The sequence below is a fragment of the Alcanivorax limicola genome, from assembly GCF_019931215.1.
GTDB lineage: Bacteria > Pseudomonadota > Gammaproteobacteria > Pseudomonadales > Alcanivoracaceae > Isoalcanivorax > Isoalcanivorax limicola.
On the sequence record NZ_JAIOUB010000002.1, the window covers coordinates 102324 to 128152 of the forward strand.

General features: G+C 61.9%; 27 protein-coding genes. 6 read left to right on the forward strand and 21 right to left on the reverse strand.

All coding sequences use genetic code 11. From position 1 onward, the window contains the following. Positions 1-103: 103 nt before the first annotated feature. Positions 104-340, forward strand: coding sequence for a hypothetical protein (locus tag K8B33_RS06425; RefSeq protein ID WP_223424701.1), 237 nt, complete (start codon positions 104-106; stop codon positions 338-340). Positions 341-355: 15 nt separating this feature from the next. Here the strand turns inward: K8B33_RS06425 and K8B33_RS06430 are convergent, their stop codons facing one another. The 3 genes from K8B33_RS06430 to K8B33_RS06440 form a co-directional block, all read right to left on the reverse strand. Beyond that, the gene (locus tag K8B33_RS06430) at positions 356-2554 is read right to left on the reverse strand and encodes a sensor histidine kinase (protein ID WP_223424703.1); all 2199 of its coding nucleotides are present in this window, start codon (positions 2552-2554) and stop codon (positions 356-358) included. A gap of 72 nt (positions 2555-2626) precedes the next feature. After that, the gene (locus K8B33_RS06435) at positions 2627-4855 is read right to left on the reverse strand and encodes an ATP-binding protein (RefSeq protein ID WP_223424706.1); all 2229 of its coding nucleotides are present in this window, start codon (positions 4853-4855) and stop codon (positions 2627-2629) included. A gap of 5 nt (positions 4856-4860) precedes the next feature. Further along, a complete protein-coding gene (locus tag K8B33_RS06440) occupies positions 4861-5511 on the reverse strand; it encodes a response regulator (protein ID WP_223424708.1) in 651 nt (216 codons plus the stop codon). A 412-nt stretch (positions 5512-5923) separates the two neighbouring features. Here K8B33_RS06440 and K8B33_RS06445 point away from each other — a divergent pair, with 412 nt between their 5' ends. After that, complete coding sequence (locus K8B33_RS06445) at positions 5924-6349, forward strand: DUF3617 domain-containing protein (protein WP_223424711.1); 426 nt, start codon at positions 5924-5926, stop codon at positions 6347-6349. Positions 6350-6387: 38 nt separating this feature from the next. On the opposite strand, the gene K8B33_RS06450 is transcribed toward K8B33_RS06445, so the two are convergent. From K8B33_RS06450 to K8B33_RS06480, 7 genes are all read right to left on the reverse strand, one after another. Further along, on the reverse strand, positions 6388-6975 hold the full coding sequence (locus K8B33_RS06450; RefSeq protein WP_223424714.1) for a glutathione peroxidase: 588 nt from the start codon (positions 6973-6975) through the stop codon (positions 6388-6390). A 62-nt stretch (positions 6976-7037) separates the two neighbouring features. Then, on the reverse strand, positions 7038-7637 hold the full coding sequence (locus K8B33_RS06455; protein WP_223424716.1) for a GNAT family N-acetyltransferase: 600 nt from the start codon (positions 7635-7637) through the stop codon (positions 7038-7040). 182 nt (positions 7638-7819) lie between these two features. Beyond that, positions 7820-8542 carry a sulfite exporter TauE/SafE family protein gene (locus tag K8B33_RS06460; protein WP_223424719.1) on the reverse strand — a complete coding sequence of 241 codons (723 nt, stop codon included), beginning with the start codon at positions 8540-8542 and terminating at the stop codon, positions 7820-7822. Beyond that, positions 8542-9342, reverse strand: a complete 801-nt coding sequence (locus K8B33_RS06465) for an SDR family NAD(P)-dependent oxidoreductase (RefSeq protein ID WP_223424722.1) — start codon at positions 9340-9342, stop codon at positions 8542-8544. Before K8B33_RS06465 ends, K8B33_RS06460 begins: the two co-directional genes overlap by 1 nt. After that, positions 9339-10280 (reverse strand): SDR family oxidoreductase, encoded by a 942-nt coding sequence (locus K8B33_RS06470; protein WP_223424725.1) that lies wholly within the window; start codon positions 10278-10280, stop codon positions 9339-9341. The genes K8B33_RS06465 and K8B33_RS06470 overlap by 4 nt, the downstream gene beginning before the upstream one ends. Next, positions 10277-11227, reverse strand: a complete 951-nt coding sequence (locus K8B33_RS06475; RefSeq protein WP_223424727.1) for a bile acid:sodium symporter family protein — start codon at positions 11225-11227, stop codon at positions 10277-10279. Before K8B33_RS06475 ends, K8B33_RS06470 begins: the two co-directional genes overlap by 4 nt. 40 nt (positions 11228-11267) lie before the next feature. After that, positions 11268-12596 carry a flavin-containing monooxygenase gene (locus K8B33_RS06480; protein WP_223424729.1) on the reverse strand — a complete coding sequence of 443 codons (1329 nt, stop codon included), beginning with the start codon at positions 12594-12596 and terminating at the stop codon, positions 11268-11270. Between the two features lie 160 nt (positions 12597-12756). Here K8B33_RS06480 and K8B33_RS06485 point away from each other — a divergent pair, with 160 nt between their 5' ends. Continuing rightward, positions 12757-13740 carry an AraC family transcriptional regulator gene (locus K8B33_RS06485; RefSeq protein ID WP_223424731.1) on the forward strand — a complete coding sequence of 328 codons (984 nt, stop codon included), beginning with the start codon at positions 12757-12759 and terminating at the stop codon, positions 13738-13740. A 12-nt stretch (positions 13741-13752) separates the two neighbouring features. Here K8B33_RS06485 and K8B33_RS06490 read toward each other — a convergent pair whose 3' ends face one another. The 9 genes from K8B33_RS06490 to K8B33_RS06530 all read right to left on the reverse strand — a co-directional run bounded on the left by K8B33_RS06490 (position 13753) and on the right by K8B33_RS06530 (position 20902). Beyond that, positions 13753-15015 (reverse strand): O-acetylhomoserine aminocarboxypropyltransferase/cysteine synthase family protein, encoded by a 1263-nt coding sequence (locus tag K8B33_RS06490; protein ID WP_223424733.1) that lies wholly within the window; start codon positions 15013-15015, stop codon positions 13753-13755. 46 nt (positions 15016-15061) lie between these two features. After that, a complete protein-coding gene (locus K8B33_RS06495; protein ID WP_223424735.1) occupies positions 15062-15868 on the reverse strand; it encodes a helix-turn-helix domain-containing protein in 807 nt (268 codons plus the stop codon). Positions 15869-16003: 135 nt separating this feature from the next. Next, complete coding sequence (locus K8B33_RS06500) at positions 16004-16498, reverse strand: Mpo1 family 2-hydroxy fatty acid dioxygenase (protein WP_223424737.1); 495 nt, start codon at positions 16496-16498, stop codon at positions 16004-16006. A gap of 76 nt (positions 16499-16574) precedes the next feature. Then, positions 16575-17258: a helix-turn-helix transcriptional regulator gene (locus K8B33_RS06505; RefSeq protein ID WP_223424740.1), complete on the reverse strand. Its 684-nt coding sequence runs from the start codon at positions 17256-17258 to the stop codon at positions 16575-16577. A 235-nt stretch (positions 17259-17493) separates the two neighbouring features. Next, entirely contained in the window at positions 17494-18360 is an 867-nt protein-coding gene (locus K8B33_RS06510) for a crotonase/enoyl-CoA hydratase family protein (protein WP_223424742.1), read from the reverse strand. An 87-nt stretch (positions 18361-18447) separates the two neighbouring features. Continuing rightward, positions 18448-18852 (reverse strand): CBS domain-containing protein, encoded by a 405-nt coding sequence (locus K8B33_RS06515; protein WP_223424745.1) that lies wholly within the window; start codon positions 18850-18852, stop codon positions 18448-18450. A gap of 132 nt (positions 18853-18984) precedes the next feature. Continuing rightward, a complete protein-coding gene (locus K8B33_RS06520; RefSeq protein ID WP_223424747.1) occupies positions 18985-19428 on the reverse strand; it encodes a Dps family protein in 444 nt (147 codons plus the stop codon). 239 nt (positions 19429-19667) lie between these two features. Beyond that, positions 19668-20048, reverse strand: coding sequence for a helix-turn-helix domain-containing protein (locus tag K8B33_RS06525; RefSeq protein WP_223424749.1), 381 nt, complete (start codon positions 20046-20048; stop codon positions 19668-19670). A 59-nt stretch (positions 20049-20107) separates the two neighbouring features. Further along, a complete protein-coding gene (locus K8B33_RS06530; RefSeq protein WP_223424751.1) occupies positions 20108-20902 on the reverse strand; it encodes a crotonase/enoyl-CoA hydratase family protein in 795 nt (264 codons plus the stop codon). Between the two features lie 203 nt (positions 20903-21105). Between K8B33_RS06530 and trhA the strand changes: the two genes are divergently transcribed. The 3 genes from trhA to wrbA all read left to right on the forward strand — a co-directional run bounded on the left by trhA (position 21106) and on the right by wrbA (position 23941). Then, a complete protein-coding gene (gene trhA / locus K8B33_RS06535) occupies positions 21106-21750 on the forward strand; it encodes a PAQR family membrane homeostasis protein TrhA (RefSeq protein WP_223424753.1) in 645 nt (214 codons plus the stop codon). A 233-nt stretch (positions 21751-21983) separates the two neighbouring features. Next, the gene (locus tag K8B33_RS06540) at positions 21984-23123 is read left to right on the forward strand and encodes an acyl-CoA dehydrogenase family protein (RefSeq protein ID WP_223426066.1); all 1140 of its coding nucleotides are present in this window, start codon (positions 21984-21986) and stop codon (positions 23121-23123) included. 215 nt (positions 23124-23338) lie between these two features. Further along, on the forward strand, positions 23339-23941 hold the full coding sequence (wrbA, locus tag K8B33_RS06545) for an NAD(P)H:quinone oxidoreductase (protein WP_223424756.1): 603 nt from the start codon (positions 23339-23341) through the stop codon (positions 23939-23941). 48 nt (positions 23942-23989) lie between these two features. On the opposite strand, the gene K8B33_RS06550 is transcribed toward wrbA, so the two are convergent. Continuing rightward, positions 23990-24844 carry a DUF6279 family lipoprotein gene (locus tag K8B33_RS06550; protein ID WP_223424759.1) on the reverse strand — a complete coding sequence of 285 codons (855 nt, stop codon included), beginning with the start codon at positions 24842-24844 and terminating at the stop codon, positions 23990-23992. A gap of 99 nt (positions 24845-24943) precedes the next feature. Next, entirely contained in the window at positions 24944-25720 is a 777-nt protein-coding gene (locus tag K8B33_RS06555; protein WP_223424761.1) for a hypothetical protein, read from the reverse strand. Between the last annotated feature and the right edge of the window lie 109 nt (positions 25721-25829).

Sequence of the window (25829 nt, forward strand, 5' to 3'; positions counted from 1 at the left end):
GATTTGTCATCCCCTTTCCAGGGGATAGGCAGCCGGGCCACGACGGGGGAAACTGGATTCTCGCGCATCAGATGCCCCGTCCATCAGCCTGGAGAGCCTTCCCATGACACGTCTGCTACTGATGATCTGCCTGTTTGCCGTGACTGCCGTGGGTCACGCGCAGGGCAAGGATACGGATAACGAGCGGTCCGCTGTGCCCGGCAGCAGCCAGGCCCAGGAGCGCGCGGATCGCCAGCGTGACCGCCAGCAGCGCCGCACGGATCAGCGTGTGACCAGGGAAACCGACGAGGCCGCCGACCGCGCCGTGGATCGCGCACTCAACCGCGTCTTCAAGCGCTGAGGCCCGGGCACGCTGTCACAAAGCGCCCGAGCTCGACACAGCACCCGAAAGCGGCACCGTAGCGCTCAGGCGCGCTGATCCGCCTGCCAGATGGAAAAAGAAGGTGCCGCCGAGCTCCTCGGCGCGGGTGCGCATATGATGCAGACCGCGCCCTGCCAGGACGTGCTGTTCGGCTGCGCGCTCACCAACGCCATCGTTACCGATGGCAATAGACAGCCCGGAAGCGTCACCGGAGAGGGTGATGGTGATGACGGCCGGCCGGGCGTGACGGAACGCATTGGTCAGGCCCTCTGCCAGGATGCGGCCGATATTGATGCTCTGGCGCACTGACATCGTGGCGCCGTTGGCCCGCACCTTTTGTTGCCAGTCCAGTCGCACCCCCATTTCCTGGCAGCGGGCCTGACAATCGGCTTGCCAATCCTCAAGACAATCGCTGATACGGCGGTCAGCACCCTGGTCCAGGGCCTGCAACGCTTCCCGCAGGGACTGCAGCGCATTACGCGCCAGCTGTTCCTGATAAGCATCCGGCGCGTTGCGCAGCAGGCTGAGGATGCGCCCTCCGACATCGTCATGCAGATCCCGCGCGATGCGCTGCCGTTCAGCATCCGCGCCAAGTTCACGCGCCTGCACCGCATCGATGGCCTTCCCGGTCAGTTCGCGCAACAGCGTTGCCGTGCGCAGATCATTGCGCGTAAACAAGCGCCCGCCATCATCCGGATACTCCAGCACCAGATCCGGCTTGTCGCTGCGCAGTGCCTTGACGTACAGGCGCGCACCATCCTCGGAGGCGGCAATGTCCGGCGCGGCATCCACTGCTGCACGCTGGGTCATATGCAGTGGCCGGAAGGTACTGCGCAACAGCCCGGGCCAGGCGGCATGGATACTCGCCTCACTGTCCGCCGCAAACAGATTGTTCACCAGCTGGGGCAACGAATTTTCCAGCGTCGGTGCATCACGACGGCCCAGCAGGTGCATCAACCCCATGCGCAAGGGGAAGTAGATCCAGCCGGCAATCGCCAACGACAACAGCAGTGCATAGGCGCCCGCCATGCCAATCACGAAGACCAGCAATCCGTCCAGCACCAACACCAGCACCCCGCCCAGGAACCATTGCCAGGTACCGAACCACCAGCGCTCCAGGTGGAACAACCTGTAGCGACGCAGGCCGGCCGCCAGCCCGAGGTACAACACCAGCACCGCCGACAGGCTGATCGCCAGCGGCACCATGCGCGTACCGCCCACGGCGGGCGGAAACATGATCAGGGCGACCAGCAGAAATGTGCCGACAAAGATCGACAGGACACACCACTTCAGCGCAGCGCGATCCAGCGGCCGCCCGCGTGTCGCACGCCACTGAAAGCCCATGATGGTGACACCACACGCGAAGCCCAGCAGAATAACCCCGTAGATGGTGTACTGCGGCCCCGGCCCTACCTGAAACTGATCCGCCAGCCAGGCCAGTATGGCCAGGCTGACTGCGATTATCGGGGCGGGCTGGGGGCCCAGCCTGCGCGGATATACCCAGAACAATGTCGCCAGTGTGGCGGCGACCATCAGCACCGCAATATGGTTTACCGACATCAGAAACGCCAGGGTGCTGCCATACAGTGCCAGCTCACGCCCGCCATAAGTCGCCAACGTCAACGTGGTCAGAAACAACGCCACACCGGAGAGGGCAAACAGTCGCGTCGCCACATCCGTCGGCCGATACACCCAGATGCCCAGCACCACCAGCAGCGCCACCCAGCCGTACAGCGCATGGATAACCGTGTAGGTCATCGCCGGCGTCCACAACGGCAGACTCGTTTCCAGCGCGATGCGCCGCCCGTCGTCGGCCACCACCGTCACACGCCCCTGATCCAGAGCCCGACGCAGTTGCTGCTGCTCGGCAAGGAAGCGGTTATACGCCGCGTAATCAAGCAGGTCGGGATCTTCGATCAGAATGTCGGGGCGCAGCGGGATATCCCCTTTGGCGGATGACATCGCGATCAGCACCGTGCCCGGCGCGATACGCCCTGCATTGGGTCCGTGCTCTGCCACTGCGGTCACCCGGATACCCAGTGCCGCATCGGTTTTTTCCAGCGTCAGCCCCAACGAGGGCGTGGTCGCCACCACCATGAAACATGCCAGCGTCACCAGCAGCGCCACACCGCTCAACAGCAGCAACAATTTTCGCGGCGGCAACGCCGCCAGCCAGTCGAAATGGCTTTTCATCGGTTCGTCATGTCAGTCTCATCCCGTTCACCTTGACGGTGCTCGTTTTAACGGTGCTTGCTTTAAAGGTGCTCACGTTAAAGGGATCGTGGCGCGCACCCGTGCCACATCCTCAAAAAACTGGAAGGAAAACAGGCCACCCAGTTCCTCGGCGCGGGTGCGCATATGATTCAGGCCGCGGCCGGCCAGCACGTTATTTTCTGCCTCGTGCTCACCCAGTCCGTTATTGATCACTTCGATACTGAGCACCGCCTCATCACCGGATATTTCCACGCTTATCGTATCGGGGCGCGCATGCCGGAAGGCGTTGGTAAGGGCTTCAGAAAGAATCCGCCGCACATTGATGTGATGCCGGATACTGACCGTCATGTCATCAATTTTTGCCACCTGTCGCCATTGCATGGGCACATTCATTTCGCGACAACGGGCCAGACAGTCCGCATGCCAGTCATCAATGCAGTCATCCAGGCGACACACGACGTTTTCGTCCAGTGCGTGCATGGTCTCGCGCAATGACTGCAGCGCATTGCGCGCCAGCGCCTCATATTTTTCATCAGGCGCATTACGCAACAGGCTCAGAATACGCCCGCCCACGTCATCATGCAGATCCCGCATGATCCGGTCGCGCTCGGCCCGGGCCGCCTCGATTTCCGCAAGACGCACACGCATTACGCGCCGCGACACTGTCAGCAACCCCGCGGCATGCTCCACATCACCCGGCGCGAACAAACGCCGCCCGCGATCGGCAAACGTCAACGCCACCGCCCCCTTGCCACTCAGCAACGGCACCTCCATGACGGCGCCGTTATCAAGGATGCGCGGCGCAGGCAGAAATTCCGGCGTGATCAACACACCCGCCGGCTCATAAAGCCGTTGCAACAACTGGCGCCAGTGCAGGTCGGTCGAACCGGTGGGCACCGCGCTGGAAATCAATTCGACCATTTCGACCAGACTGTTCTCCGGCGAGGCGCTGGCGCGGCCGGACATGGCCTGCCAGGCCCATTGGCGTAGCGGAAAGTACAGCCAGCCGACAGCAATCACCGCGACGCCCAACGCCACCACAGGCTGCATGCCCAACATGGCGATCAGCAACAGATCAAACGCGACCACCGCCAGGCCGCCGAAAAACCAGACCCAGATACGGAACCACCATCGCTCCAGATCAAACAGCCGGTAACGCAGCACACCGAAAGCAAAACCGATGTACAACATGGAGGCGACCCCGACCATGGCGGATTGCGGAAAGAACGCAGCGCCGGTGAACGCGATAGGGACAAAATAGATCGCCAGCCCCATCCCCATGACGACGAATATCGACAGGAACAGCCACTTCAGCGCTGCACGGTCCAGCGGTTGATCCCGGGACAGATGCCACTGCCGCATGGCGACCAGAATGCCAACCAGATAAAGCGCCATGATCGGCATGTAATAGGCATGCAGCGGCCATTCGACCCACTGCATCTGTTCGTTGAGCTGATAGAACACCAGCCCGAATACAATTGGCACCGCAGGCGAAATCCGGGTCAGCCGGCGCGGGTAATAGGCCATCAGAGCCAGCAGGGAGACCAGCATGACCGCCAGGGCGAGATGGTTCATGCGCGAGAGAAACAGAAAGGCGCTCTCCGGCAGCGCCAGTTCGCGCGACAGGTAGACGCTGTTGAACAAGGTGGCAAAAAAGAACCCCGCACCGGACATGGCCAACAGGCGTGCCGGAAGCTGCCGGGGACGGGCCGCCCACACCGCCAGGCTCACAGTCCAGGCTATTGTGCCAAACAGGTTGAACAGCCAGAAATCCAGCGGCACGGCACTCAACGGCCGATCATTGTCCACGGGAATGCTGACGGCGCTACCATCCGCCTGCACCAGGATCACCGCGGTACCCTCCAGTGCAGCGGCCAATCGCCCCTCGCGCGCAAGTAACGCATTGTGCGCGGCATAGGTCGGCAGGCTGGGCGGCTCGATTCCCGGCACAAAGCCGTGCAGGTCGGTACGTTCTCCGGAGACGGGATTCTCCAGTGCGGTTATCCGCGCCCCCGGCTTCAGCAGGCCCTCTGCAGCGCTGTCCGGACGCAGTGCGACAACATGCAAGTAACCACTGTCCGGATCAGCGTCGAGCGTGACCCCCATCCAGGGCTGATTCAGCACCGCCATCAAGGCCATCAGTATCAGCAGCAGGGCCAGCGCCGCGCCGATCAGCATGGCTGGCAACGGCGCAATGTTCGCGCCCGCCGCCATACCTCCTTCGTGACTGAATTCCGCCCGGACGCTGTCGCCCGGCTCACCGGTGGTCGGAAGCGCCATACCCGTCAGCGCCGCGGCTGAGATTGCGGCACAATACCCATATTCACCGCCTCAAGTGTCGCTTCCGCCCTGCCCGATACATTGAGTTTGCGATAGATGGATTTGATGTGGCTGGCTGCGGTATTGACGGACACATTCAACAACTCGGCGATATCACTGCGTCCCATCCCTTTGGCCAGCAGCATCAGCACTTCAACCTCTCGCTCCGATAACGGATTTTCCACCGTCCGGGTGGGTGCCTGCTGGAAATGCCGCAGGATGCGCCGGGAAATGGCCGGGCTCAGCGGCGGCTTGCCGGTCGCAATGCCCGCCAGGCTGTCGATCATCACCTGGCGCGGCTGGTCCTTGAGCAGGTACCCATTGGCGCCGGCCTGCAGCGCATCAAACAGATGCCGGTCGTCATCAAAAATGGTGGTCACCACCAGATAGGTTTCCGGGCTGCACTCCTGCAGGTGTTGCAGCAATTGCATGCCACTGCCGTCCGGCAGACTCAGATCCACCAGCGCCAGCGCCACCGGGTTGTGCTGCAACAGCGCCCGCGCTTGCTCCAGCGTGCCCGCCTCATGGATACCCGGCGATGCAAACGCATCCTTCACGATACCGGCCAGCCATTGGCGTGTTTCCTCATGATCTTCCACGATCAATACATTCTGCATGGGCAGATTCCCTGCGTGATGATCATTTTTTTAATCAGGCCCTGAACAAACGTGGCCCCCGGTGCCATTGTTGCCGCCTGAGCGCCATGCCTCAAGTGCGCCCCCGGAAAGGGCTTTCGCTTTCAATGGATCAGCATCTTCACATCATGACGTTTTGCTGCAGGTTACCCCATGCCCCAAACGGGGTAACCTCTGTAGTCTGCGCGAAGGCAGCCCAGGCGCAGAACACCCGCAGCGATGCGGCCCGACGGGCTAGCCCGTTTGGGGCATTCCCGATCAGACACGCCAGCGCTATCGTCAGACCTGACCGTCTAACCAGAGAAAGAAACAGGAGCCCAGCCCGATGAAGGAAATATCCGCAGTTAGCACGCAATGCTCTGAAATTCCGGCGGCCCGCAGGTTAGCGGCCACTATGGCGGCGGCGCTCCTCGCGTCCGGCCTGCTCGCATTGAGCGCCACCAGCTCGGCAGAGACGCCGAACGTGCAGCCGGGAGAGTGGGAATACACCAATGTCACCCGCATCAGTACCGGCGGCCAGACCATGCCGTCACAGCGGGACAGCCACCGTGAGTGCGTCACACAGGAAGACATCACCAATAAAGAGCTGTTCTCGGAAGACATGGGTGAATGCGAGATCACCGACAAGACCATCAGCCGCTCCGGCATGCGTTACAGCATGCGCTGTACCGCCGAAGAGGGCATGCACTCCACCATGGACGCCAGCATGAAATTCATGGGCAACCGGGTAGAAGGCACCGTAGATGGCAAGATGATGACCCCCATGGGGGAAATGACCGTGCAGACCACCGTCGAAGGCAAACGTCTGGGCGATTGCTGAACGCACCGAACTGGCGAGCGCCGGTGCAATACGGCTGTTTATTTCGGCATGTGCGCTTCGATCAACCCTGTGATCCGCTCGTCCTGCGGTGGAATCTGGCTGGGAAACTGGCCGACCACCGCACCATCCGGCGCAATCAGGTATTTGTGGAAATTCCAGCGCGGTGGCGCACCGCTTTCCCGTGCCAACGCGCGGAATAATGGGTGGGCAGCGGCGCCGCGCACCGATTGCGGCGCTGTCATGGTAAAGGTGACACCGTAATTGGCGTAGCAGATGTCTGCTGTTTCCGCCTCATCCCGGGCTTCCTGATTGAAGTCGTTGGAGGGCACACCGACGATGGCCAGACCGGCGTCCCCGTAGCGCTGGCCGCCGTAACGCTGGAAAAGCGCTTCCAGCCCCGAGAACTGCCCGGTATAACCGCAGAAACTGGCCGTATTCACCACCAGCACCGGTCGCCCTGCAAATTCGCACAGATCAATGCGCTGATCTGAATCGAGTTGCTGGAACTGATGCTGCAGCACCGCCGGACATTCCCCTGCTGTGGCCGCACGCTCAGGCCCGGCCAGCAGCCATGTCGGCCCCAGGCCCGCCAGCGCGATGCATAACAGGATTAACCGCTGCAACATGTCCGCCTCCGTTGATTACCGCAAAGCATCCATCGAGGCCTGCCAGCGCAGCGTGAATGCCCTTACAGGCCGCGTGTCCAGAATTGCATGGGCTTGGCTGTTTCAACATCGTCGCCGATATCCTGCCAGCTGAAACGGGTCAGCATGCCGTCCTGCCGCCGATACCCCCGCCCCTGCCAGAAGGCATCCAGCGGGCGATAGTGCGCTGGCCGGGCCGGATGATCTGCAGGGCGTTGCACTGCACAGAAGGTGGTAATGGCATATCCGGACTGTCGGGCAAACGCCTCCCGCTCATCGAAAAAACGGTGCCCCAGTCCCTGGCCACGGAAACCGGCGTCGAGCACGGATTCACCGAAGTAAAACACCTGCGCCACATCAATGCCCCGCGCACGAAACGGCGCCTGAAAGGCGGGCTCGGCCTCGGCCATGGGCAGACCACTGGAAGCGCCGACCACACGCCCCTCATTCAAAGCGAGCACCATCAGGCTGCGGGAGGCATCCGCATAGGTTTGCAGATAGCGGCGCTCGTAGGTTTCATCGCCGTCATACAGGTAGGGCCACTCACGAAATACCTGCAAGCGCAGCCGCGCCAGTGCATCCAGCCAGGGCAGGATGGCATCACCGGACACGCAACGCAGCGTTGCAGGCGCATCAGCGGGCATCGGGCCAGCCCGGCATGTGTGTGGCGGTTATCGGCAGGCAAGTCTGCGGCGGCATGGTCATGTCCCCGGGCACGTCTCTCGGCATCACGTTGCAATGGCGCAAGATTAGCATGGCAATCGGCCCTGTGAACCCATGCCCCCGGTCTGAACCGTCTCAGAGCAGCAATCTCAGAACAACAATCTCAGAACAACAAAGCCCCGCCCGTCACCAGCAACATGACAAACACCAACTGCCGGAAACGCTGTTCGTTGACGCGATGATGCAGCCACTCACCCAGGCACACGCCCACCACCAGCACCGGCAGGTACATCAGCAGCCGCGGGCCTGCCGCCAGCAGACTGCCGTCCACAAGAAAGATCAGCGTCAGCAAACTGTTGAGGGAAAACCAGACCGCAATCAGGGTCGCCCGAAAGCGGGCCTTGTCCAGCTGGACCCCGGTCAGCGCGTAGACCAGCAATGGGCCACCGGAGGCGAACAGACCGTGCGTGACACCGGCAGCAACCATCAATCCCCGAGTGAGGCCCGTCGGATGGGCGCGCGGCGTATGGTTGTTGGCCATGCGCCAGAGCTCCCGGCCCGCAAACCAGATGATCAGCACGCCAAACAGGCCCTGCAACAGATCGGCACCCAGGTAGGGGCGCAACAGATAACCCGCCAGCGTACCGACAGCCATCAACGGCAAGATCAGACGCAGCAGTGTTGGCCAGTGAATGGCATGCCGATGGCGCACGCTCAGGTAGCCACTCATGAGAATATTCAGCGGCACCAGCACCGGCAGCAGCGCCGGAATCGGCAACAGAATTGCCCCCAGCGACAGCGCGATGACAATGCTGCCGAACCCGGTCACGGTTTCAATGGTGTAGGCAATCAGAATGAACAAGGCAAGCCAGAGCCAGGGGTCCATTACTGCTCCAGCTCGACGGCAAATTTCTTCATCATGATGCGCTGGTACAGATCCGGCGCCACACGCCACAGCAGCGCACCGAACACGGCAAGATTGTCCGAGTAGACCCGCTTCTTGCGCTTTTCCCAGGCCACGACGATACGTTCCGCCATCCACTCGGCGCTTTTCATCTTGCCCACCATGGAACGGGCATGCCGTGCCGGTTTGCCGTCGTGCCCCAGGGCATGCTGCTCGATTGGCGTATCGATAAAGCTGGGGTAGACCATCAGCACATGCACGCCGTGGCGCTGGTGCTCACAACGCATCACCTCAAAGGACTGCGACAGGGCGGCCTTGGCAGCGCAATAGGCCGTGCGGCCCAGCACCGGCATCCAGCCCGCCATGGAACCGATATTGATCAACGCGCCTCGATGCTGCCTGATCTGCGGCATGGCGCGCAGCGCCAGTTCCAGCGGTGCCTGCCAGTCGATCTGCATGACTTTGCGCAGCACTGCAGGGTCGGTTTTCTCGGCCAGCGAGCGGTGTGTGATGCCCGCGTTATTCACCAGCACCGCCACACCACTGAAGCGCGCCTGCGCCAGATCCAGCAGCGCCTGCTGGTGCACCGCATCGGTGATATCACCCGCCAGCACGGCCACGCGCTCCGGTGTGCCCAGTTCGGCAGCGCGACCATCGAGCTGCGCGCCGTTGATGTCCGCCAGCACCAGTGCATGACCACGGCGATGAAACGCGCGCGCCATCTCCCAGCCCAGTCCCCCGGCGGCACCGGTAATCAACACACAGCCGGATACAATGCTCACAGATCCCCCCTTGCCCTGGCATGTTCGATATAAAAACGGAAGGTATCTTCCGAGGATTTCTCCGGAAGGTAGCCAAACTCTTCCTTCAGGCGACGATTGCTGAGTACCGGGCGATAACGCAGAAAGTTGATCTGCTCAGGACCATAGCGGCCGACACGCAAGAAGCGGCCAATCCACAGCACTGCCTTGATCAATCCGGCGGGCAACTCGCGCACCGGCTTGTCCAGCAAGGCGGCGATCTCATGAATGGTCAGCGCGCCGTCCCCCGCCATATTGAAGATGCCGGTCTTGTCTTCGCGCAAACCGAATTCCATGGCGCCGATCACATCCTGATCCCAGATGAATACGAAAGGAGAATCACTGCCGCGAATGGCCAGCAGTTTTTTTGCCGTAAACAGATTGGTGATCAGGTTTTTCGTGTTGGCACCGAGAATGGTGCCAGGGCGAAAGATCAGCTGCTTCAGCCCGGGATAGCGCGCGCGGTATTCACTCAGCATTTTCTCGATGCGGCGCTTGTGATCGGCATAGGGAAATTCCGGATTGCCGCGCAGGGCATCCTGTTCATCCAGCCAGTCCGGGTTGTCCGCATGGTACCCATAGGCCGCGCCGGAACTGGTCACGGTCACATGGCGCACGCCGGCACGCACACAACAGTCCAGCACATTGCGCGTGCCGTTGACATCGATGTCGTAGTCCTTTTCCCGGCTACCGGTGGTGTCCAGCACCGAAGCCAGATGCACGACATGGGTCACATGCTCACGCACCAGCAGGTCTTTCAGGGACGGGTCGCGAATGTCCATCTCGTGGATCGGGAAGCCCACATCGTCGCCGCGACGAATGTCCGTGCCGAGCACCGAATAATGCGCTGCAAGCCGGGCGCCAAGCAGGCTGCCCACATAACCGGCTGCGCCGGTGATCAGAATTACCTTGTTTGTCATGCCGCCCCCTTGTGTGACTTGTGTGACTGTTCTTCAGCGAGGGCGTGTGCGGCACGCCCGTCTTTCGAGCGCGCCCACAGCATTGCCAGCGTCAAACCGGAAACCAGATGCCACACGCCCCAGAAGGCGGTAATCAGCATCATGCCCCCGGCTTCCGGGAAAAAGGTAAACAGAATCACCAGGCCCAGCCCGGAGTTCTGGATGCCGACCTCCATGGTCACGGCACGACGATCTCCCACCGGCATGCGGCAGGCCCGTCCCATAAGATTGCCCAGTGTCAGCGCCATCATGTTGTGCGCCACCACCAGCCAGAAAAAGGTGTGGAAGCGCGCCACAAAAAGTTCGAAATTGTTGCTGAAGGCGATGGCAACAAACCCCAGAAAGACCCCCAGCGCCGCGATGCGAAATGGCTTCTCACTACGCGCGGCAAGACCGGGAAAACGGCGCGCCACCCACATGCCAATGCACATGGGCACGGCAAGCACCAGCAGCACCAACAACAGGATGCTGAAGGGATCTATGGCGATGCTGGTGAAGATTTCCCGGGTGTGGGGATTGAGGTAGCCGTACAGGGCAAAGTTGAAGGGCGTCATCACGGTAGCGGCAAGGCTCGAGACTGCCGTCATGCTGACAGACACCGCCACATTGGCGCGGCCCAGCCAGGTCATGATGTTGGAGAAGGTGCCACCGGGGCAGGACGCCACCAGAATCATGCCCAGCGCCAGCTCCGGCTCTACCCGGAACCACCAGGTGGCCAGGCAGGTAATGGCCGGCAACAACAGGAACTGGGCGATCAAACCGGCCACCGGCGCCACAGGCGCCACCAGCACACGGCGGAAGTCCTCAACGCGCAGCGTCAGGGACACCCCGAACATCATCAGCGCCATGATGACGTTGAGCATCACCAGGCTGGCGGGATCAAACTGTATCGGCAAAGCTCCGGACATGGCGGCTGCTCGCTTTAAAGTAGATGAAACAGAGCAGCGTTCACGCCGCGCCGGCAGCCGGCGTCGGCGCCGGAGCAAGATCTCCCTGCAGACTACTGATGTGCTTGTGCACCGCGCTGCGATAGGAGTCCTTGTGCACGTAGTAGGCCATGCGGTCCAGCTTCAGATAGGCGTAGCCCCCATCCAGAATATTGCCGGCCTCACGGCGCTTGATTTCCTTGAGCTTGAGCGCCGACGGCGCGCCCGCCGCCAGCTGCCGGATATACAGCGCCACCAGCTCCGCCTGTTCGTTGCGCCCTTCCCAGCCCAGGCCCGCCGCCTCGATCATGCCCATCATGAACAGATTGTCATGTTCGGGATGAAACACGTTCAGGTACAGCTGCGGCGCACCAGCGTCGCGGGGCCAGTTCAGTTCTTCCCGATCGATAAAGGGATAGTGCAGCTTGTAGCCCGTGGCCATCAGGATCAGATCGTAATCCGCCTGCTCGCCGTCGGTGAAGGTCACCGTGTGGCCCTGAATATCGGCGATATCCCGGCGTGCCTGAATATCGCCATGGCCCAGATGATGGAGAATCAGGGAGTTCATCACCGGATGCGATTCGTACATGCGGTAATCCGGATCAGGCAAGCCGTACTGGGAAGGTTTTCCCATAACGGCGCGGATCATCAGCCCGTCCAGCCATTGTTTGACGCGACGCGGTAACTTGAACTTGCCGCCCAGGGTGTCCGTGGGTTTGCCCAACAGAAACTTCGGCAAAAAGTAATAGCCCCGACGCACGGACAGATCCACCTTCCTGGCATGATGCACCGCGTCCACCGCGATATCCGCACCGGAATTGCCACAACCCACCACCAGCACACGCTTGCCATCAAATACGGACGGTGAGCGGTATTCACTGGCATGCATCAGACGGCCGGCGAAGTCGCCCGGCAAGGTCGGCATATTCGGGTGATGCAAAGTGCCATTGGCAATCAGCAGGCCATCAAAGCGGCGGGTGCTGACCTCATCCCCCTGGCGCGTGCTGATCAGCCACCCGGCGCCATCACGCTCCACCGCCAGCACTCGGGTGTTGAATTCGTAATGCCGGTACAGATCGAAGTGCTTCGCATAGTCGCGAAAATACTCGCGCAGCTCGGCATGGTGGGGATAGGGCGCCACCTCATCCTTCATCGGGAATTCGGCAAATTCCGTCATGCGTTTGGATGAAATGAGATGCGCGGTCTCGTACATGGTGCTGTGGGGGTTATCAATATCCCACAGGCCGCCGACATCGGCGTTCAGATCGAAGCCGACGAACGGGATACCGTATTTGTCCAGATTCCGGGCAGTTGCCAGGCCCATGGGCCCGGCGCCAATGACAGCGTACATGGGGCCTCCTTCTTGTTATGCTCTTCACACCAGCGTAAGTGATCAAGCCGATGCTGTACCGGCCCGATCGGGACCCGGACCGGTTAATTCGGGACCCCCCGGGCAGCAGCACGGACCAATAAACACAGAGACAGACAGACCTCACCGCAAGCGGGACACTATGCCGGAGAGCACATCGAGCAACCCCACCGTGACCCTGCGTTTCAGCCAGGCCGTGGTGCAAGCGGCCGAACGGCTGGGCGTGCGGCTGCCCGCAGAGGCGCTCTCACGTCTGGATCCGAGCCAGGACCGGGTACCCCTGACAGCCCAGGATGCCCTCTGGGAAAGCATCTGCCAGAGCACGGATGATCCCCTGATCGGTCTGCGGCTGGGACTTGAAATCCAGGTGGGCCACCTGGACAGCGCCGGCCTCATGGTGATGAGTTGCGACACCCTCGGCGATGCGGTGGACACCCTGCTCGAGTATTTCCCGATCATCAGTGAAGGCAGCCATTTCGAGGCACGAGCCGAACGCGGCGGGCTGCGGTTACGCTACCGGCCCGGCTTTCTGACGACGCTGGAAGTGCGTGCCGAAGCGGTGCTGGGCTGCCTGGTGCATCTTTCCCGCTGGGTGACCGGCGAGCAATTCCGCCCCGGCGCCATCCGCATGCAGCACGGGCAACGGGACAACGCCGAACGCTACCGCTCGCTACTGGGTTGTCCGGTGGAATTCGAGGCCGATGACTACAGTATGCTGCTGCAGGAAAGCGATCTGGCGATCCCGCTTATCCAGGCCAACGCGGCCATGCGCGAGCACCTGCGCGGCGTCGCCGACCGCATGCTCGCCAGCCTGTCCGCCCAGAGTCTGGCTGCACAGGTGGAAGCGCTGGTGCGTGAGCACCCGCACTGGGGCAAGGAAAAAGTGGCGGAGGCACTGGGCATCAGTGGCCGGCACCTGAATCGGCGACTGGCGGATGAAGGCAGTTCTTTCAAGTTGCTGCGCGATGCAGCGCTGTATCAGATGGCGGAGCAATACTTGCGCACCGACCAGCGCCTGACCGATATCGCCGAGGCGCTGGGGTTTTCAGATGAAAGTGCTTTTGCCAAAGCGTTTCGCCGTTGGGCCGGCGAGAGCCCGGCCCGTTTTCGCGATGCGCGTCAGTAGCGTGCAGGTTCCCTAGGGCAGCGCGTGGGCGATGTCGGCAAGAATGTCGTCGATATGCTCAATGCCCACAGACAAGCGCACCATATCGGAGCTCACCCCCGCCTTCTCCAACTCACGCTCGTCCAGCTGCCGGTGCGTTGTGGTGGCCGGATGGCACGCCAGTGATTTGGCGTCACCGATATTGACCAGACGCTTGATCATCTGCAATCCGTCGATGAACTTTGCCCCCGCTTCACGACCGCCTTCGATACCGAAACTCAGAATCGATGCCGGTGTACCGCGCGTATAACGCTGCGCCAGCGCATGATAAGGGTCGTCTTTCAGGCCGGCATATTTGACCCAACGCACTTTCTTGTGACCTTTCAGGTATTCGGCGACTTTCTGCGCGTTTTCGCAATGCCGCTCCATACGCAAGGACAGCGTCTCGATACCCTGCAGAATCAGGAATGCGTTGAACGGCGACAGGGCGGCGCCCATATTGCGCAACGGCACCACACGCGCCCGCCCGATAAAGGCCGCCTCGCCCAATGCGTCGGTATATACCACGCCATGGTAGGACGGGTCCGGTTCATTGAATTGCGGGAAACGGGGATTGTCCTTCCAGGCAAACTTGCCGGAATCGACAATGATGCCCGCCACTGTGGTGCCGTGGCCGCCCATGTATTTGGTCAGGGAATGCACGACGATATCGGCACCGAAGTCGATCGGGCGGCACAGCACCGGCGTTGCCACGGTGTTATCCACGATCAGGGGCAGACCATGCCGATGGGCCAGATCCGCCAGCGCGCTCAGATCCACAATATTGCCCGCCGGGTTACCAATCGACTCGCAGAAGATGGCGCGGGTGCGATCATCGATGAGTGTTTCCAGCGCCGCCGGATCATCGCCACTGCCCATGCGCACCTCGATGCCCATGGTTGGCAACGTGTGGGCAAACAGGTTGTAGGTGCCACCGTACAACTGGCTGACAGAGATGATGTTGTCGCCCAACCGCGCCAGCGTCTGGATGGCGGCGGTAATGGCCGCCATGCCGGAGGCCATGGCCAGCGCACCGATGCCGCCTTCCATCTCGGCAACGCGCTGCTCCAGCACCGCATTGGTGGGGTTCATGATGCGGCTGTAGATATTGCCCGGCACTTTCAGATCAAACAGATCCGCGCCGTGCTGGGTGTTATCAAAATAGTAACTGGTGGTCTGGTACACCGGCACTGCCACCGCGTGTGTTTCCGGGTCGCCGGCAAAGCCGCCATGAATGGCGACGGTTTCGATTTTCATAATGCTCTCCTGGTCAAGAATCCATGGCACCTGCAAGAGTAAAAGCTTACCGCAAAGATTCCTGCAGGTGGGGCGCACAGCGGCAGATGTCGAATTGCCCGGCACTAATGTAGATCGAAGGCAGGGCGTCGAACATTTCGCGGGCAGTGCGGATCAGGTGGGGTTGATCATAAAAACCCGCCTCTGCCGCGAGCGCGGAGAGCGTCATACCCGGGTGCCAGCGCGCAACAGCGCGGGTGATTTTCAGGTGCAGCAAAAAACGCCGCAGGGGCACCCCGGTCTGCTCACGGAACAGGTGGGTCAATCGAGACACCGAAATCCCGGCATTCTCCGCCAGGGCACCGGCATCCAGACGCTCGGGAAGGGTGTCACGCAGATGGGCGCAGATGCGGGCCACACGCGGGTCCAGAGGCGCTTCTTCCGTGGTCGTCGCCCCCAGCAGGCGCTCTAGCGCCGCCGCCATCGCCTGACAATCGGCAGCGCTCGCCAGCGCGTCTGTCAGTCCCGGAGCAAGCGGCAGATCCACCGTGTCCCGGCCATGCAATGCCGTCACAAGACGTCGCCAGGCCGGGCTGTCCGGGTCCAGCTGCATGACCAGCATCCGGGTCCCCACCGGATCAAGCGCCTGACGGGCATCCGGCGCGACCAGCGCGGCGCTGGTCTGGCGCCGCTCGCCATCGACCTCCAGCTCGAAGGCACCGTCCAGCCCCAGCAGCAACGACGCACTGACATGCCGGTGAGGGCGATTGGCCATCAACTGCCCACGCACCACCCAGCGGTCCGGCCATACGTAAATGGTGCCGTGCAGGGAGGCTGGGCTATGGGACGGGTGGGGCGGTTGTTCCGACGTCAAAGGGCATCCGTTCGCTGGCCAGGGTCATGTTTCAGCATAACCAAAAACCGCCGCGTTGCGTAACGGCGGCCATAACGAACCGAATGCTGGCCCGCAGGCCAGCAGATCAGGAGACAGGGACAGAGAGGGAGAGGCTCAGTGCCCGGCAGGCCGGGGAACCGGCAATCCCAGCTTGGCGCCCACCTCGAAGCTGACAAAGATCGGGCCGATCAGCAGGAACACCAGATCCTCCACGAAGGACGGCTTCTTGCCCTCGACCTTGTGGCCATAGACCTGCACCAGCCAGGCCGCGACCCAGACCACCAGACTGATCCAGAACAGAGACCAACCGGCATTCTGAATAGCGACAATGCCCCAGACGGACAGCGCAAACCAGCCGGTCATCAGCAGGAACACCCCGATGGACAGGCGCAGGTACACGATGCCGGAGAGTGCCGCGAGAAGGGTGCCGCCGTTGACCCAGTAGGCCACTTCCGGGCTCAGGCCCAGCCAGCTGCCCACCGGAATCAGCCACAACAGGCCGAGGGTGGAAAACAGGATCGCCGGGACACAGATAATGTGGATCCACTGGTTTAGCGGGTTACGGTGGCTGTCACCGTAATCATTGAGGAATGTCTGCAAGTCACGCATGGTCGGGCCTCGTTATTGTACTGACAAGATGCCCGCATGGTAGACCCGGCCAGCCGCCCGGGATTGTATGAGCCCGCTACTCGGGAATGCGCATTTCCCGGCGCCACTCCCGCACCAGCACACTGCGACGCCGGGGGTAATGACCGCCAGGCACGGTCAGCTCACTGATACGATCCAGCCGGAAGTGCCGGAACCCCTGCCGCAACTCACACCAGGCCACCAGCATGCGCACCCGCTCGAAGAAGGCCAGCATGATCGGCCACACCGTGCGCTCGCTGGCCTCACCATCCGCGCGCCGGTAGTGCATATGCAGCATCTGCTCCAGGCGAATCGCTTCACGGACCCGGGGCAGAAACACCGTGCCGGGATCGCCCTCCACCGGCGAGGCCCACAGGCCGATGCCATCAATGCGGTCGCGCAGATCCCGCGGCGAGGCGGTGGCGACCTTGGCCAGTACGTTATGTGCCGCACGGACCAGCTCTTCATCGCCCTGCCCGGCCACCCAGCTGGCCCCGAGCACCAGCGCCTCAAGCTCTGCATCATCGAACATCAGTGGCGGCAGGAAGAATCCGGTGCGCAGCACATAGCCCATACCGGCTTCACCATCAATGGTGGCCCCCAGGGCGATCAGTGCCTGCACATCCCGATAGATGGTACGCACCGATACCGACAACTCATCCGCCAGTGTGGCGGCAGTGACCGGCAAACGGCGACGACGCAGGGCATCCATCAGGCTGAACAGGCGAGCGGTCTTGTCCATGGCGCCCTACTCTCCCGCATCCGTATGCACTGAACCCGAGCGGCATGCACCCGAGCAGTCTGAACCCGGGCAGAGCGCCGGGACTGAGAGCGCCGGGACTGACGGGCAGCGAATAGCGAGGTAAGGCGTCAGCATGGGCGTGAATTTCCCGTGAGTGAAGGAGATCCCGTTGTACCAGCCCATACTGACAGATTGTGGCAGCAGCTGCTTCTTGTGTTGGCGACTTGAATGCGGGCTACTTGAGTGTTGGCTCCGGCCAGAAATCAAACTGATCCGGCACCGATTCCGAGACGCGGGCGGTAAACACCGGGTCGCGCTTCTCCAGGAATGCCTTGAAGCCGTCCCGGCCATCCTGGCGTTCGCTGGTGATGTACATCAGCCGCGAGTCCACATTATGGGCATGCATGGGGTGATCGAAGTTGGGATTGCGCCAGAGCATCTGCCGCGCCAGCGCCAGCGAAATGGGCGAGGTCTTGTGCATCAGCTTGCGCGCCAGGGTATAGGCCGCTTCCAGCACCTCATCCCTGGGCGCGAGATTGCGGAACAGCCCTTTCTGCAGGCCCTCCTCGGCGGAGAAAATTTCACCGGAGAGCACCCACTCCATGGCGTTCTGCATGCCGACCAGGCGCGGCAGGAACCAGCTCGAGCAGGCCTCCGGCACAATGCCGCGCTGGCTGAAGACAAAACCGATCTTGGCGCCTTCCGCCGCAATGCGAAAATCCATCGGCAGGGTCATGGTGATGCCCACACCAACGGCGGCGCCGTTGATGGCCGCAATCACCGGTTTCTTCGAGCGATAGATCGCCAGCGACAGCTCACCGCCGGAATCACGAATCTCGTCGATATTGAGCTCGTCACCCTGGGGCGTGTCATAGCCGAAGATATTGCCCTCGGGGCGCTCCAGCTCCATGCCGGCACAGAAGGCGCGGCCGGCACCGGTGACCACGATCACGCCGATATCGTCGTCCTGGTTGGCACGCTCCAGCGCATCGAGCATCTCGGTGCGCATTTGCAGCGTCCAGGCATTGAGTCGGTCGGGGCGGTTGAGGGTGATCGTCAGTATGCGGTCGCTGACATCAAACAGAATGTCCTGATAAGCCATGGTCGTCCTCGGGGAAGCGGCAGGAAGCCTCAGACCATAGCAGAGCGGGCTGCGACAGCGTAAGCCCCGGACACAGCAGGCAGCGCCTCAGGTACTGCCGCGATTATTCTTGAGCGCCGTGAGCACCTGGCTACGCACCAGCAACCCCACCAGACGGTGGCGCTCATCCACCACCGGGTAGATCTTGGGCTTCTGCTTGATCATCTGCTCGGCGATATCCACCACGGACCGATCCAGCCCTATGGTCAGCGGGTCCCGGCGCATCACATCTTCCACCTTGGGCGACCCTTCGGCGTGGTAACTGGACACCAGCATGCTGCGCAGGCAGTCCTGCTCCGACACAAATCCCACCACCTGCTCGTCACTGTCGATCACCGGCAACCCGGTAAGCTTGTGCCGTAACAGCGTATCCACTACGTCGGTAAGCGGCGTCCCCTCTGCTATCGCCGGTGGATGCTTCGCCATCACATCCTTGACCAACAGGCTGCTCATGTTGCTTCTCCTTTCCTTACGTCGTGTTCGCGTCGTTGCCATCACCTATCTTTATTCAAATATACACCCCTGACTGACCCGCGCCAGCCAGGGGTGAACACGGCAGATGCCGCAGGGATCGTCAGGGCAGGATCAACCCAGGTGGGCGCTGAGCATCCACACGGCTTTCTCGTGTATTTCAATACGACCGCCCGCCAACGACGCCGTGCCCTCATCCCTGTGCTCCTGCGCGATACGCAGTACACGATCAGCCTGCTCCGCGACGGTGCGATGATCCGCCGCCAGCTCCGCCAGCATCGCCTCGGCATCCGGTTCACCTTGCGCATCCTTGACGGCAGACAGGCTGGCAAACTCGGCGTAGCTGCCCGGTGCGCGCTGCCCGATGGCCCGAATACGCTCAGCGATAAGATCCACCGCCTGAGCCAACTCGGTGTACTGCTCTTCGAACAGCAGGTGCAACGCATGAAAGTTGGGACCTTTCACATTCCAGTGAAAGTTATGGGACTTGAGGTACAGCGTGTAACTCTCGGCCAGAAGACGTGAGAGGGCCGCTGCCACTTCGGGATTATGATTCATATGCGCTCCTTCCCGGATTGTCGGGATGTGGTGGAACGAAATGGGCCGGGGATCCTCCCGGCATGCCTGTCATGTCCGACGACGATCAGATACCTGAGTTCCGGGGCGTCGCAGTCCATGCACCGTTGATCATCACACTACGGCGGTGGCGGGCAAAGTTAAAGAGCATCAAAACAAGCGGATTGATAGCATTTAGCTATTGATAAGCAGAAGAGGGGGGAAGAGAGAAACGCGGGCACTCAGTGCCGCTTCAGGAGCTTGGCAATATCCACCAGCATGGCGCGCTTGTCAGCGTCCAGCTCACGCACATGACGCTGAAGCCGCTGCAGGTCCGCCGCCCAGGGCTCAGGCTTGGGGGTTTTGCTCGCCGGCAGGTTGCGCGCCGCCTCGAGCTCCGTATAGATGTCCGAGACACGCGTCTCGAGCGCCACGGCCAAACCGTCAAGCAGGGAAAGGGAAGGCTGCTGGAGGCCGCGCTCGATGCGCGACAGATTACTGGCGTCCGTACCCGCCCGGAAGGCAACATCCTCCAGGGTTTCCATGCGGTTTTCCCGCCTGCGCTTGAGCACTTCGCCGATATCCATGGCGCGATTGTGCGAAGCACCGCGATGTCGCACCATGCGCTGGAGGCAACACGAAAATCACGCATTGCGCATAACGCAATTTCAGCCAGACACGCTCAGAAGTCGCCGTGGCGCCCCTGCCCGTCGCGGAAGCGGCTGGCGCCGGAAACCGTCTCGCCCGACTGCAATGTCGCCAGGCCATGGTCAAACTCATTGGCGATTGCCGCGGCCTCCGCCATCCCCCATTGCTGATACGCACTGGCGCGATCACCGCGCAGGCAGGTCTGCGGAAAACCGGCAATCTGCAACGCCAGGGTTCTGACGGCGTCATGCAGCTCACCCTGCGCCACGACACGGTTGGCCAGCCCCATCTGCAGTGCCTCCTGCGCAGCGACCGGGCGGCCGGTCAGGATCATGTCCATGGCATGGCTCATCCCGATCAGTCGCGGCAGACGCACGGTGCCGCCATCAATCAGCGGCACCCCGAAGCGCCGACAGAATACGCCGAACACGGCAGTGTCATCCGCTACGCGCATGTCACACCAGGCCGCCAGCTCAAGCCCGCCGGCCACGCAATAACCGGATACGGCGGCAATGACCGGCTTGCTCAGCTGCATGCGGCTGGGCCCCATGGGGCCGTCGCCTTCCGGGCTGAGGTGGTTGGCGTCTTCACCACTGGCGACGGCTTTCAGGTCTGCACCGGCGCAGAAGTGCGCGCCGGCGCCACTGAGAATCGCAACGCTCAGCGCATCATCCTGCTCGAAGCGCCGGAAGGCATCCGCCAGGGCCTGTGCCGCAGGGCCGTTGACGGCATTGCGCTGGGCCGGGCGATTGATGGTGATCCAGAGCAGCGGCGGCTCAGCAACCACGGTGACCGTGTCTGACGCGGTCGATGACAGGGACGCGGACATGGCGAGCACTCCGTCTGGGCAGATATCGAAGAAATGGTTGCAGCGATGATGGCATCAGAACAGCGGCGGGAACAGTGGCCAGGTGATGGTGCGCGCCACATAGCAGTGCTAGTCTTTAGCGAAATGGCCGTCTCTAACGAAATGACAGCCTCCCTGCATATCGGCCATCTCGCCTACTCACCCCACTCACCGGAATTCGCCCAATGATCACCGGGGAAACCTACTCAACGCTGGAAGAAAATCTCAACAGCCTGACCCACGGGATCGGCGCTCTGTTGAGCATTGTTGGCACGATACTGCTGGTGGTCGTGGCCGCCCGCCTGGGCGACCCCTGGAAAATCGTCGGTTTTGCCGTGTTTGGCGCCAGCCTGACGCTGCTGTATGGCGCCTCTGCGCTGTATCACGGCTTTCGCAGCGAGCGACTGCGCAGCATCTTCAAGATGCTGGATCACTGCGCCATCTTCATTCTGATCGCGGGCAGCTACACCCCGTTCCTGCTGGTCAACATGCGCGGCACCATTGGCTGGACCCTGTTCGGCGTCATATGGGGACTGGCCTTCACCGGTGTGGTCCTGAAGCTGCTGTTCGGCAATCGCTACAAAATCCTGCGGGTGCTGATCTATCTGATGATGGGCTGGCTGGTGCTGTTTGCCTCCGGTGAACTGCTGGCCAACATCAACACCCTTGGCTTCTATCTCCTGCTGGCCGGGGGCATTACCTACACCCTGGGCGTGGTGTTCTATCTGGTGCACCTGATCCCGATGAACCACGCCATCTGGCATCTGTTCGTGATGGGCGGCAGTGCCTGTCATTTCTTTGCGGTCTGGTATGGCGTCTTGCCGTACTGAACATACGTCCCACCATGCGTCCCACCTGACCAAAACTGACTGGCCTGTCTGATCCGGACATTGACCGGCCGCGCCGGGCTGCCTTAAATGTAGCGCGCATGACCCTCGGGTCACTGGCCGAATCACTGGCGCAGTGAGCCAGCTCAAAGAAGCCCGGGTCCGCCCTCCGACGCACACTCCGACAGGAAGCCTTCACCATGGCAGCTATTCATATCCCCAAGCCGGTGGCACCCATGATGCCCCGCACCCTTTTCGATTCGGACCATGAAGCCTTTCGCGCTACCGCGCGCCGCTTCTTCGAAACCGAAATCGCACCGTTCCACGAAAAGTGGGAAACACAGCAGCACATTGATCGCGACCTGTGGAACAAGGCCGGCGAGCTGGGCATGCTCTGCCCGACCATGCCGGAAGAGTACGGCGGCTCCAACGTGGATCGCCTCTACAGCATGATCCTGATGGAAGAGCAGGCCCGCTCCGGCGATTCCGCCTGCGGTTTCTCCCTGCACTCCGACATCGTCGCCAATTACCTGCTCAATTTCGGCAACGAAGCACAAAAGCAGCACTGGCTGCCGAAGATGGCCACTGGCGAGGCGGTCACGGCCATTGCCATGACCGAGCCCGGCACCGGCTCTGATCTGCAGGCCATCAAGACCACGGCCAAGGCTGACGGTGACGACTATATCGTCAACGGCTCGAAGATCTTCATCACCAACGGCTACCTGTGTGATATGGCCGTGGTGGCGGTACGCACCGGTGATTCCGGCAAGGGCGCGCAGGATGTGTCCCTGCTGATGATCGAGGCAGGCCGCGAAGGCTTCACCAAAGGCAAGCCGCTGAAGAAAGTCGGCATGCGTGGCCAGGATACCTGCGAGCTGTTCTTCGACAATGTCCGCGTGCCGAAAAGCAACCTGCTGGGCGTGGAAGGCATGGGCTTCATCATGCTGATGAAAGAGCTGGCCTGGGAGCGCATGATGATCGCCATCATGTGTGTCTCCGGGGCGGAAGCCGCGCTGGCCACCACGGTGGAATACGTCAAGGACCGCAAGGCCTTCGGCAAACCCATCTCGGCATTCCAGAACACCCGCTTCAAGCTGGCTGAAATGCGTTCTGAAGTGCAGATTGCCCGGGTCTACGTGGACCGTTGCATGGAACTGGTGCTGAAGAATCAGCTCAGCCCGGAAGCCGCCTGTGCGGCCAAATACTGGGTGTCGGACCTGCTCAGCAAAGTCGTGGATGAGTGCGTGCAGCTGCACGGCGGCTACGGTTACATGCTCGAGTACCCGATTGCCCGGGCCTACATCGACAACCGCGCCAACCGTATCTACGGCGGCACCAACGAAATCATGAAAGAACTGATTTCGCGCAGTATCTAGCCCTTGCACCGAACCCTTGCAACACGCACCAGACCGGCCTGCCGCCCCTGCGGCAGGCCGATTCATCTAAAAAACTGAACAATCCGCCCCGCCAGACCCCGTGTTTCGCCTCCGGCTCACCCCCTATTCTGCGGATTCGCATGTCTCAACAGACTCTCAACAGTCTCTCAACGGACATGGACCCATTCAGGCATTTTCTCAAGGAGTAACAACGCATGGCGAAAGTACTGGTTCTTTATTACAGCACCTGGGGGCACGTGGAGACCATGGCGGACGCCGTCGCCGAAGGCGCACGCGGGGTCGCAGGCACCGAGGTCACCATCAAGCGTGTACCGGAAACCATGCCGGAAGCCACCGTCAAGGCGATGCACGCCAAGGTGGACCAGAAAGCGCCGCTGGCGACACCGGATGAGCTGGGGGACTACGACGCCATCATCTTCGGCACCCCGACCCGTTTCGGTAACATGGCCGGCCAGATGCGTAACTTCCTCGACCAGACCGGCGGCCTGTGGGCAGGCGGCAAGCTGGTGGGTAAGATCGGCAGCGTCTTCATTTCCACCGGCACCCAGCATGGCGGCCAGGAAACCACCATCACCTCATTCCACACCACACTGTTCCACCACGGCATGGTCGTGGTCGGCGTGCCTTATACCTGCCAGGCACTGACCAACATGAAAGAAATCACCGGCGGCACACCCTATGGCGCGTCCACACTGGCCGATGGCGATGGCAGCCGCCAGCCCAGCGCCAACGAGCTGGAAATCGCCCGTTTCCAGGGCAAGCATGTGGCGGAACTGGCGGCCAAGCTGACGCAGTAACTTGTGACAGCACCTTGAGCCCCACACCGGACGGGGCCACCCGTCCGGTTATCCCTCACTGTCGCTGCGCCGGGCGACACGCTGCAATGCATCACGGTAATCGTCCAGGCGCCCCAGCACACGCTCGCGCTGTCGTGTCGTCAACGTCGGATGCAACTGCACCAGGCAGCCCTGCATGACCGCAACCCCCTCACGCTGCAGCAGCGCAATCTCTTCAGGACGTTGATCCGGTCGTAACTGATAGCGCGCCTGAAAGTAGGCCGTCAGCGCCGGCGCATCCGCCGCGTCGTCGAGCAGCGCGATCAACTGCGCATTCATGTCCGCGCGCCAGGCCCGCTGCCGGTGCCATGCCTCAGGCATCTGCGCAATGCAGTCATCGAGCAGGCGCTCCTGGGCGGTATCCAGCCTGCCCGTCCAGCGGCTGACTGCCTCGTACAATCGCGACTGGCGCGCCGCCGTATCGCGCGCGGCTTCCTCCTCCAGCATCGCCTCCAGCTCGCCACTCAGATGACGGACCTGTTCAGGCCGCATAGTCGACAGCACCGTCACCATGCCAGGAATCAGATCGCCACTGAGATCACGCCCGAAGTGGGCTAACGCAGCCCTCTGCACCGCCAATGCCTCAGAAGTCAGCTCGTCGGCGCTCAGGGTATCCCTCAATGCATCCAGCAGTGCTGCCAACTCACCGGCCCGGGCGCGGCCGGGGCCGTCCCGATAATCCTGGATCAAGGCCCGCGCAGCCTGTCGCTGGTCGCGATCCAGATCCAGCAACCCGCCCGCCCAGCGCGCGACAAACCAGTCGCCCCGCTCGTAGGCGATGTCCACCCGGTGACACCCCGCCAGCAACACGGCACAGCACAGCGCGGCCACGAGGTGCCACCACCAACCCGGGCGCTGTGTCATACCGTTTCCTGATGAGGTATCCGCAACATGACGACAGTGTCAGTCATGTCGCGTGAGGAATATGTTGCGTGAGGGACATGTTGCCGATCCCGACGACGATCAGAAGCGCACCGCCAGACCGGCGTGGCCCGGTGCCAGCCACCACTGCCAGTCATACACCAGCTGGTCGTCACCCACGCGCAGCGTGTTGCGCGGTGCCGACGCATAGCGGTCTGCATAACGCGAGGTGTGACGTGAGGCGTGACGCGGTTCGGTGCGGATGCGCACCTCGGTGACCAGCATGCCGGAGGCAAAATTCAGCCAGCCATCCCGCGGGCGATCATCACTGACGCCAATGGCCAGCCCCCCTGCCGCATTCACCAGCAGCGGGCCGATTCGGGCGCGCCAGCTTTGCCGGCGCTGTTCCTGGATCGCCAGCGTCGCCACGGCGGCCCGGGCCCGCGCCAGGTCAGGTGCCTGTTCGTCTGTGTCCATCGCACGACGCATCCGCTGGTGCGGCGGCGGGCTGATCAGGACATCAGCGAAAGCCAGCCCGGTCTTGATTGCCGTAACATGCGCATCGAAACGGGTTTCCCGGTTGTCCGTGCGCTCGGCCTCGCTGAGATAGAAGGCCGTCGCCAGGCCATAACCGCTGGCCCAGATCCCTTGCCAGTATCGGGCATGCCGGGCGCCATCATCCAGCGTCGCCTGCAGGCGCGCGGCCTCCGCCGTGCTCTCCACCGTACCTTGCGCACTGACACCCCCGGCCCATGCCAGGCCCAGCACCAGTAGCGAGGCACAAATCAGGCGCGCAATACGGTCGGTAACAGGACTGCCGGTAACAGGATTGAGAGCACGGCGAGGGAGGCGCTGCTGAACGGGAGGGCGTTGCGTCATGAGGCGATTCCTGCATTGTTGCACTGCACGCGTGTAGCGCTGCACGAGTGTTTGTTATGAGGTCTACTATAACGAGCCCATCGCCGAGTGCCTTACACGGGTTGTAAAA

Coding starts and splice junctions, on each gene's coding strand:
- K8B33_RS06520 (WP_223424747.1), bottom strand. CDS start 19,428: ATGAATCATAATCCCGAAGTGGCAGCGGCCCTCTCACGTCTTCTGGCC.
- K8B33_RS06435 (WP_223424706.1), bottom strand. CDS start 4,855: ATGGCGCTTCCGACCACCGGTGAGCCGGGCGACAGCGTCCGGGCGGAA.
- K8B33_RS06555 (WP_223424761.1), bottom strand. CDS start 25,720: ATGACGCAACGCCCTCCCGTTCAGCAGCGCCTCCCTCGCCGTGCTCTC.
- K8B33_RS06460 (WP_223424719.1), bottom strand. CDS start 8,542: ATGGACCCCTGGCTCTGGCTTGCCTTGTTCATTCTGATTGCCTACACC.
- K8B33_RS06510 (WP_223424742.1), bottom strand. CDS start 18,360: ATGGCTTATCAGGACATTCTGTTTGATGTCAGCGACCGCATACTGACG.
- trhA (WP_223424753.1), top strand. CDS start 21,106: ATGATCACCGGGGAAACCTACTCAACGCTGGAAGAAAATCTCAACAGC.
- K8B33_RS06450 (WP_223424714.1), bottom strand. CDS start 6,975: ATGTTGCAGCGGTTAATCCTGTTATGCATCGCGCTGGCGGGCCTGGGG.
- K8B33_RS06540 (WP_223426066.1), top strand. CDS start 21,984: ATGATGCCCCGCACCCTTTTCGATTCGGACCATGAAGCCTTTCGCGCT.
- K8B33_RS06455 (WP_223424716.1), bottom strand. CDS start 7,637: ATGCCCGCTGATGCGCCTGCAACGCTGCGTTGCGTGTCCGGTGATGCC.
- K8B33_RS06425 (WP_223424701.1), top strand. CDS start 104: ATGACACGTCTGCTACTGATGATCTGCCTGTTTGCCGTGACTGCCGTG.
- K8B33_RS06490 (WP_223424733.1), bottom strand. CDS start 15,015: ATGAAAATCGAAACCGTCGCCATTCATGGCGGCTTTGCCGGCGACCCG.
- K8B33_RS06440 (WP_223424708.1), bottom strand. CDS start 5,511: ATGCAGAATGTATTGATCGTGGAAGATCATGAGGAAACACGCCAATGG.
- wrbA (WP_223424756.1), top strand. CDS start 23,339: ATGGCGAAAGTACTGGTTCTTTATTACAGCACCTGGGGGCACGTGGAG.
- K8B33_RS06505 (WP_223424740.1), bottom strand. CDS start 17,258: ATGGACAAGACCGCTCGCCTGTTCAGCCTGATGGATGCCCTGCGTCGT.
- K8B33_RS06515 (WP_223424745.1), bottom strand. CDS start 18,852: ATGAGCAGCCTGTTGGTCAAGGATGTGATGGCGAAGCATCCACCGGCG.
- K8B33_RS06485 (WP_223424731.1), top strand. CDS start 12,757: ATGCCGGAGAGCACATCGAGCAACCCCACCGTGACCCTGCGTTTCAGC.
- K8B33_RS06470 (WP_223424725.1), bottom strand. CDS start 10,280: ATGACAAACAAGGTAATTCTGATCACCGGCGCAGCCGGTTATGTGGGC.
- K8B33_RS06530 (WP_223424751.1), bottom strand. CDS start 20,902: ATGTCCGCGTCCCTGTCATCGACCGCGTCAGACACGGTCACCGTGGTT.
- K8B33_RS06430 (WP_223424703.1), bottom strand. CDS start 2,554: ATGAAAAGCCATTTCGACTGGCTGGCGGCGTTGCCGCCGCGAAAATTG.
- K8B33_RS06475 (WP_223424727.1), bottom strand. CDS start 11,227: ATGTCCGGAGCTTTGCCGATACAGTTTGATCCCGCCAGCCTGGTGATG.
- K8B33_RS06525 (WP_223424749.1), bottom strand. CDS start 20,048: ATGGTGCGACATCGCGGTGCTTCGCACAATCGCGCCATGGATATCGGC.
- K8B33_RS06550 (WP_223424759.1), bottom strand. CDS start 24,844: ATGACACAGCGCCCGGGTTGGTGGTGGCACCTCGTGGCCGCGCTGTGC.
- K8B33_RS06500 (WP_223424737.1), bottom strand. CDS start 16,498: ATGCGTGACTTGCAGACATTCCTCAATGATTACGGTGACAGCCACCGT.
- K8B33_RS06445 (WP_223424711.1), top strand. CDS start 5,924: ATGGCGGCGGCGCTCCTCGCGTCCGGCCTGCTCGCATTGAGCGCCACC.
- K8B33_RS06480 (WP_223424729.1), bottom strand. CDS start 12,596: ATGTACGCTGTCATTGGCGCCGGGCCCATGGGCCTGGCAACTGCCCGG.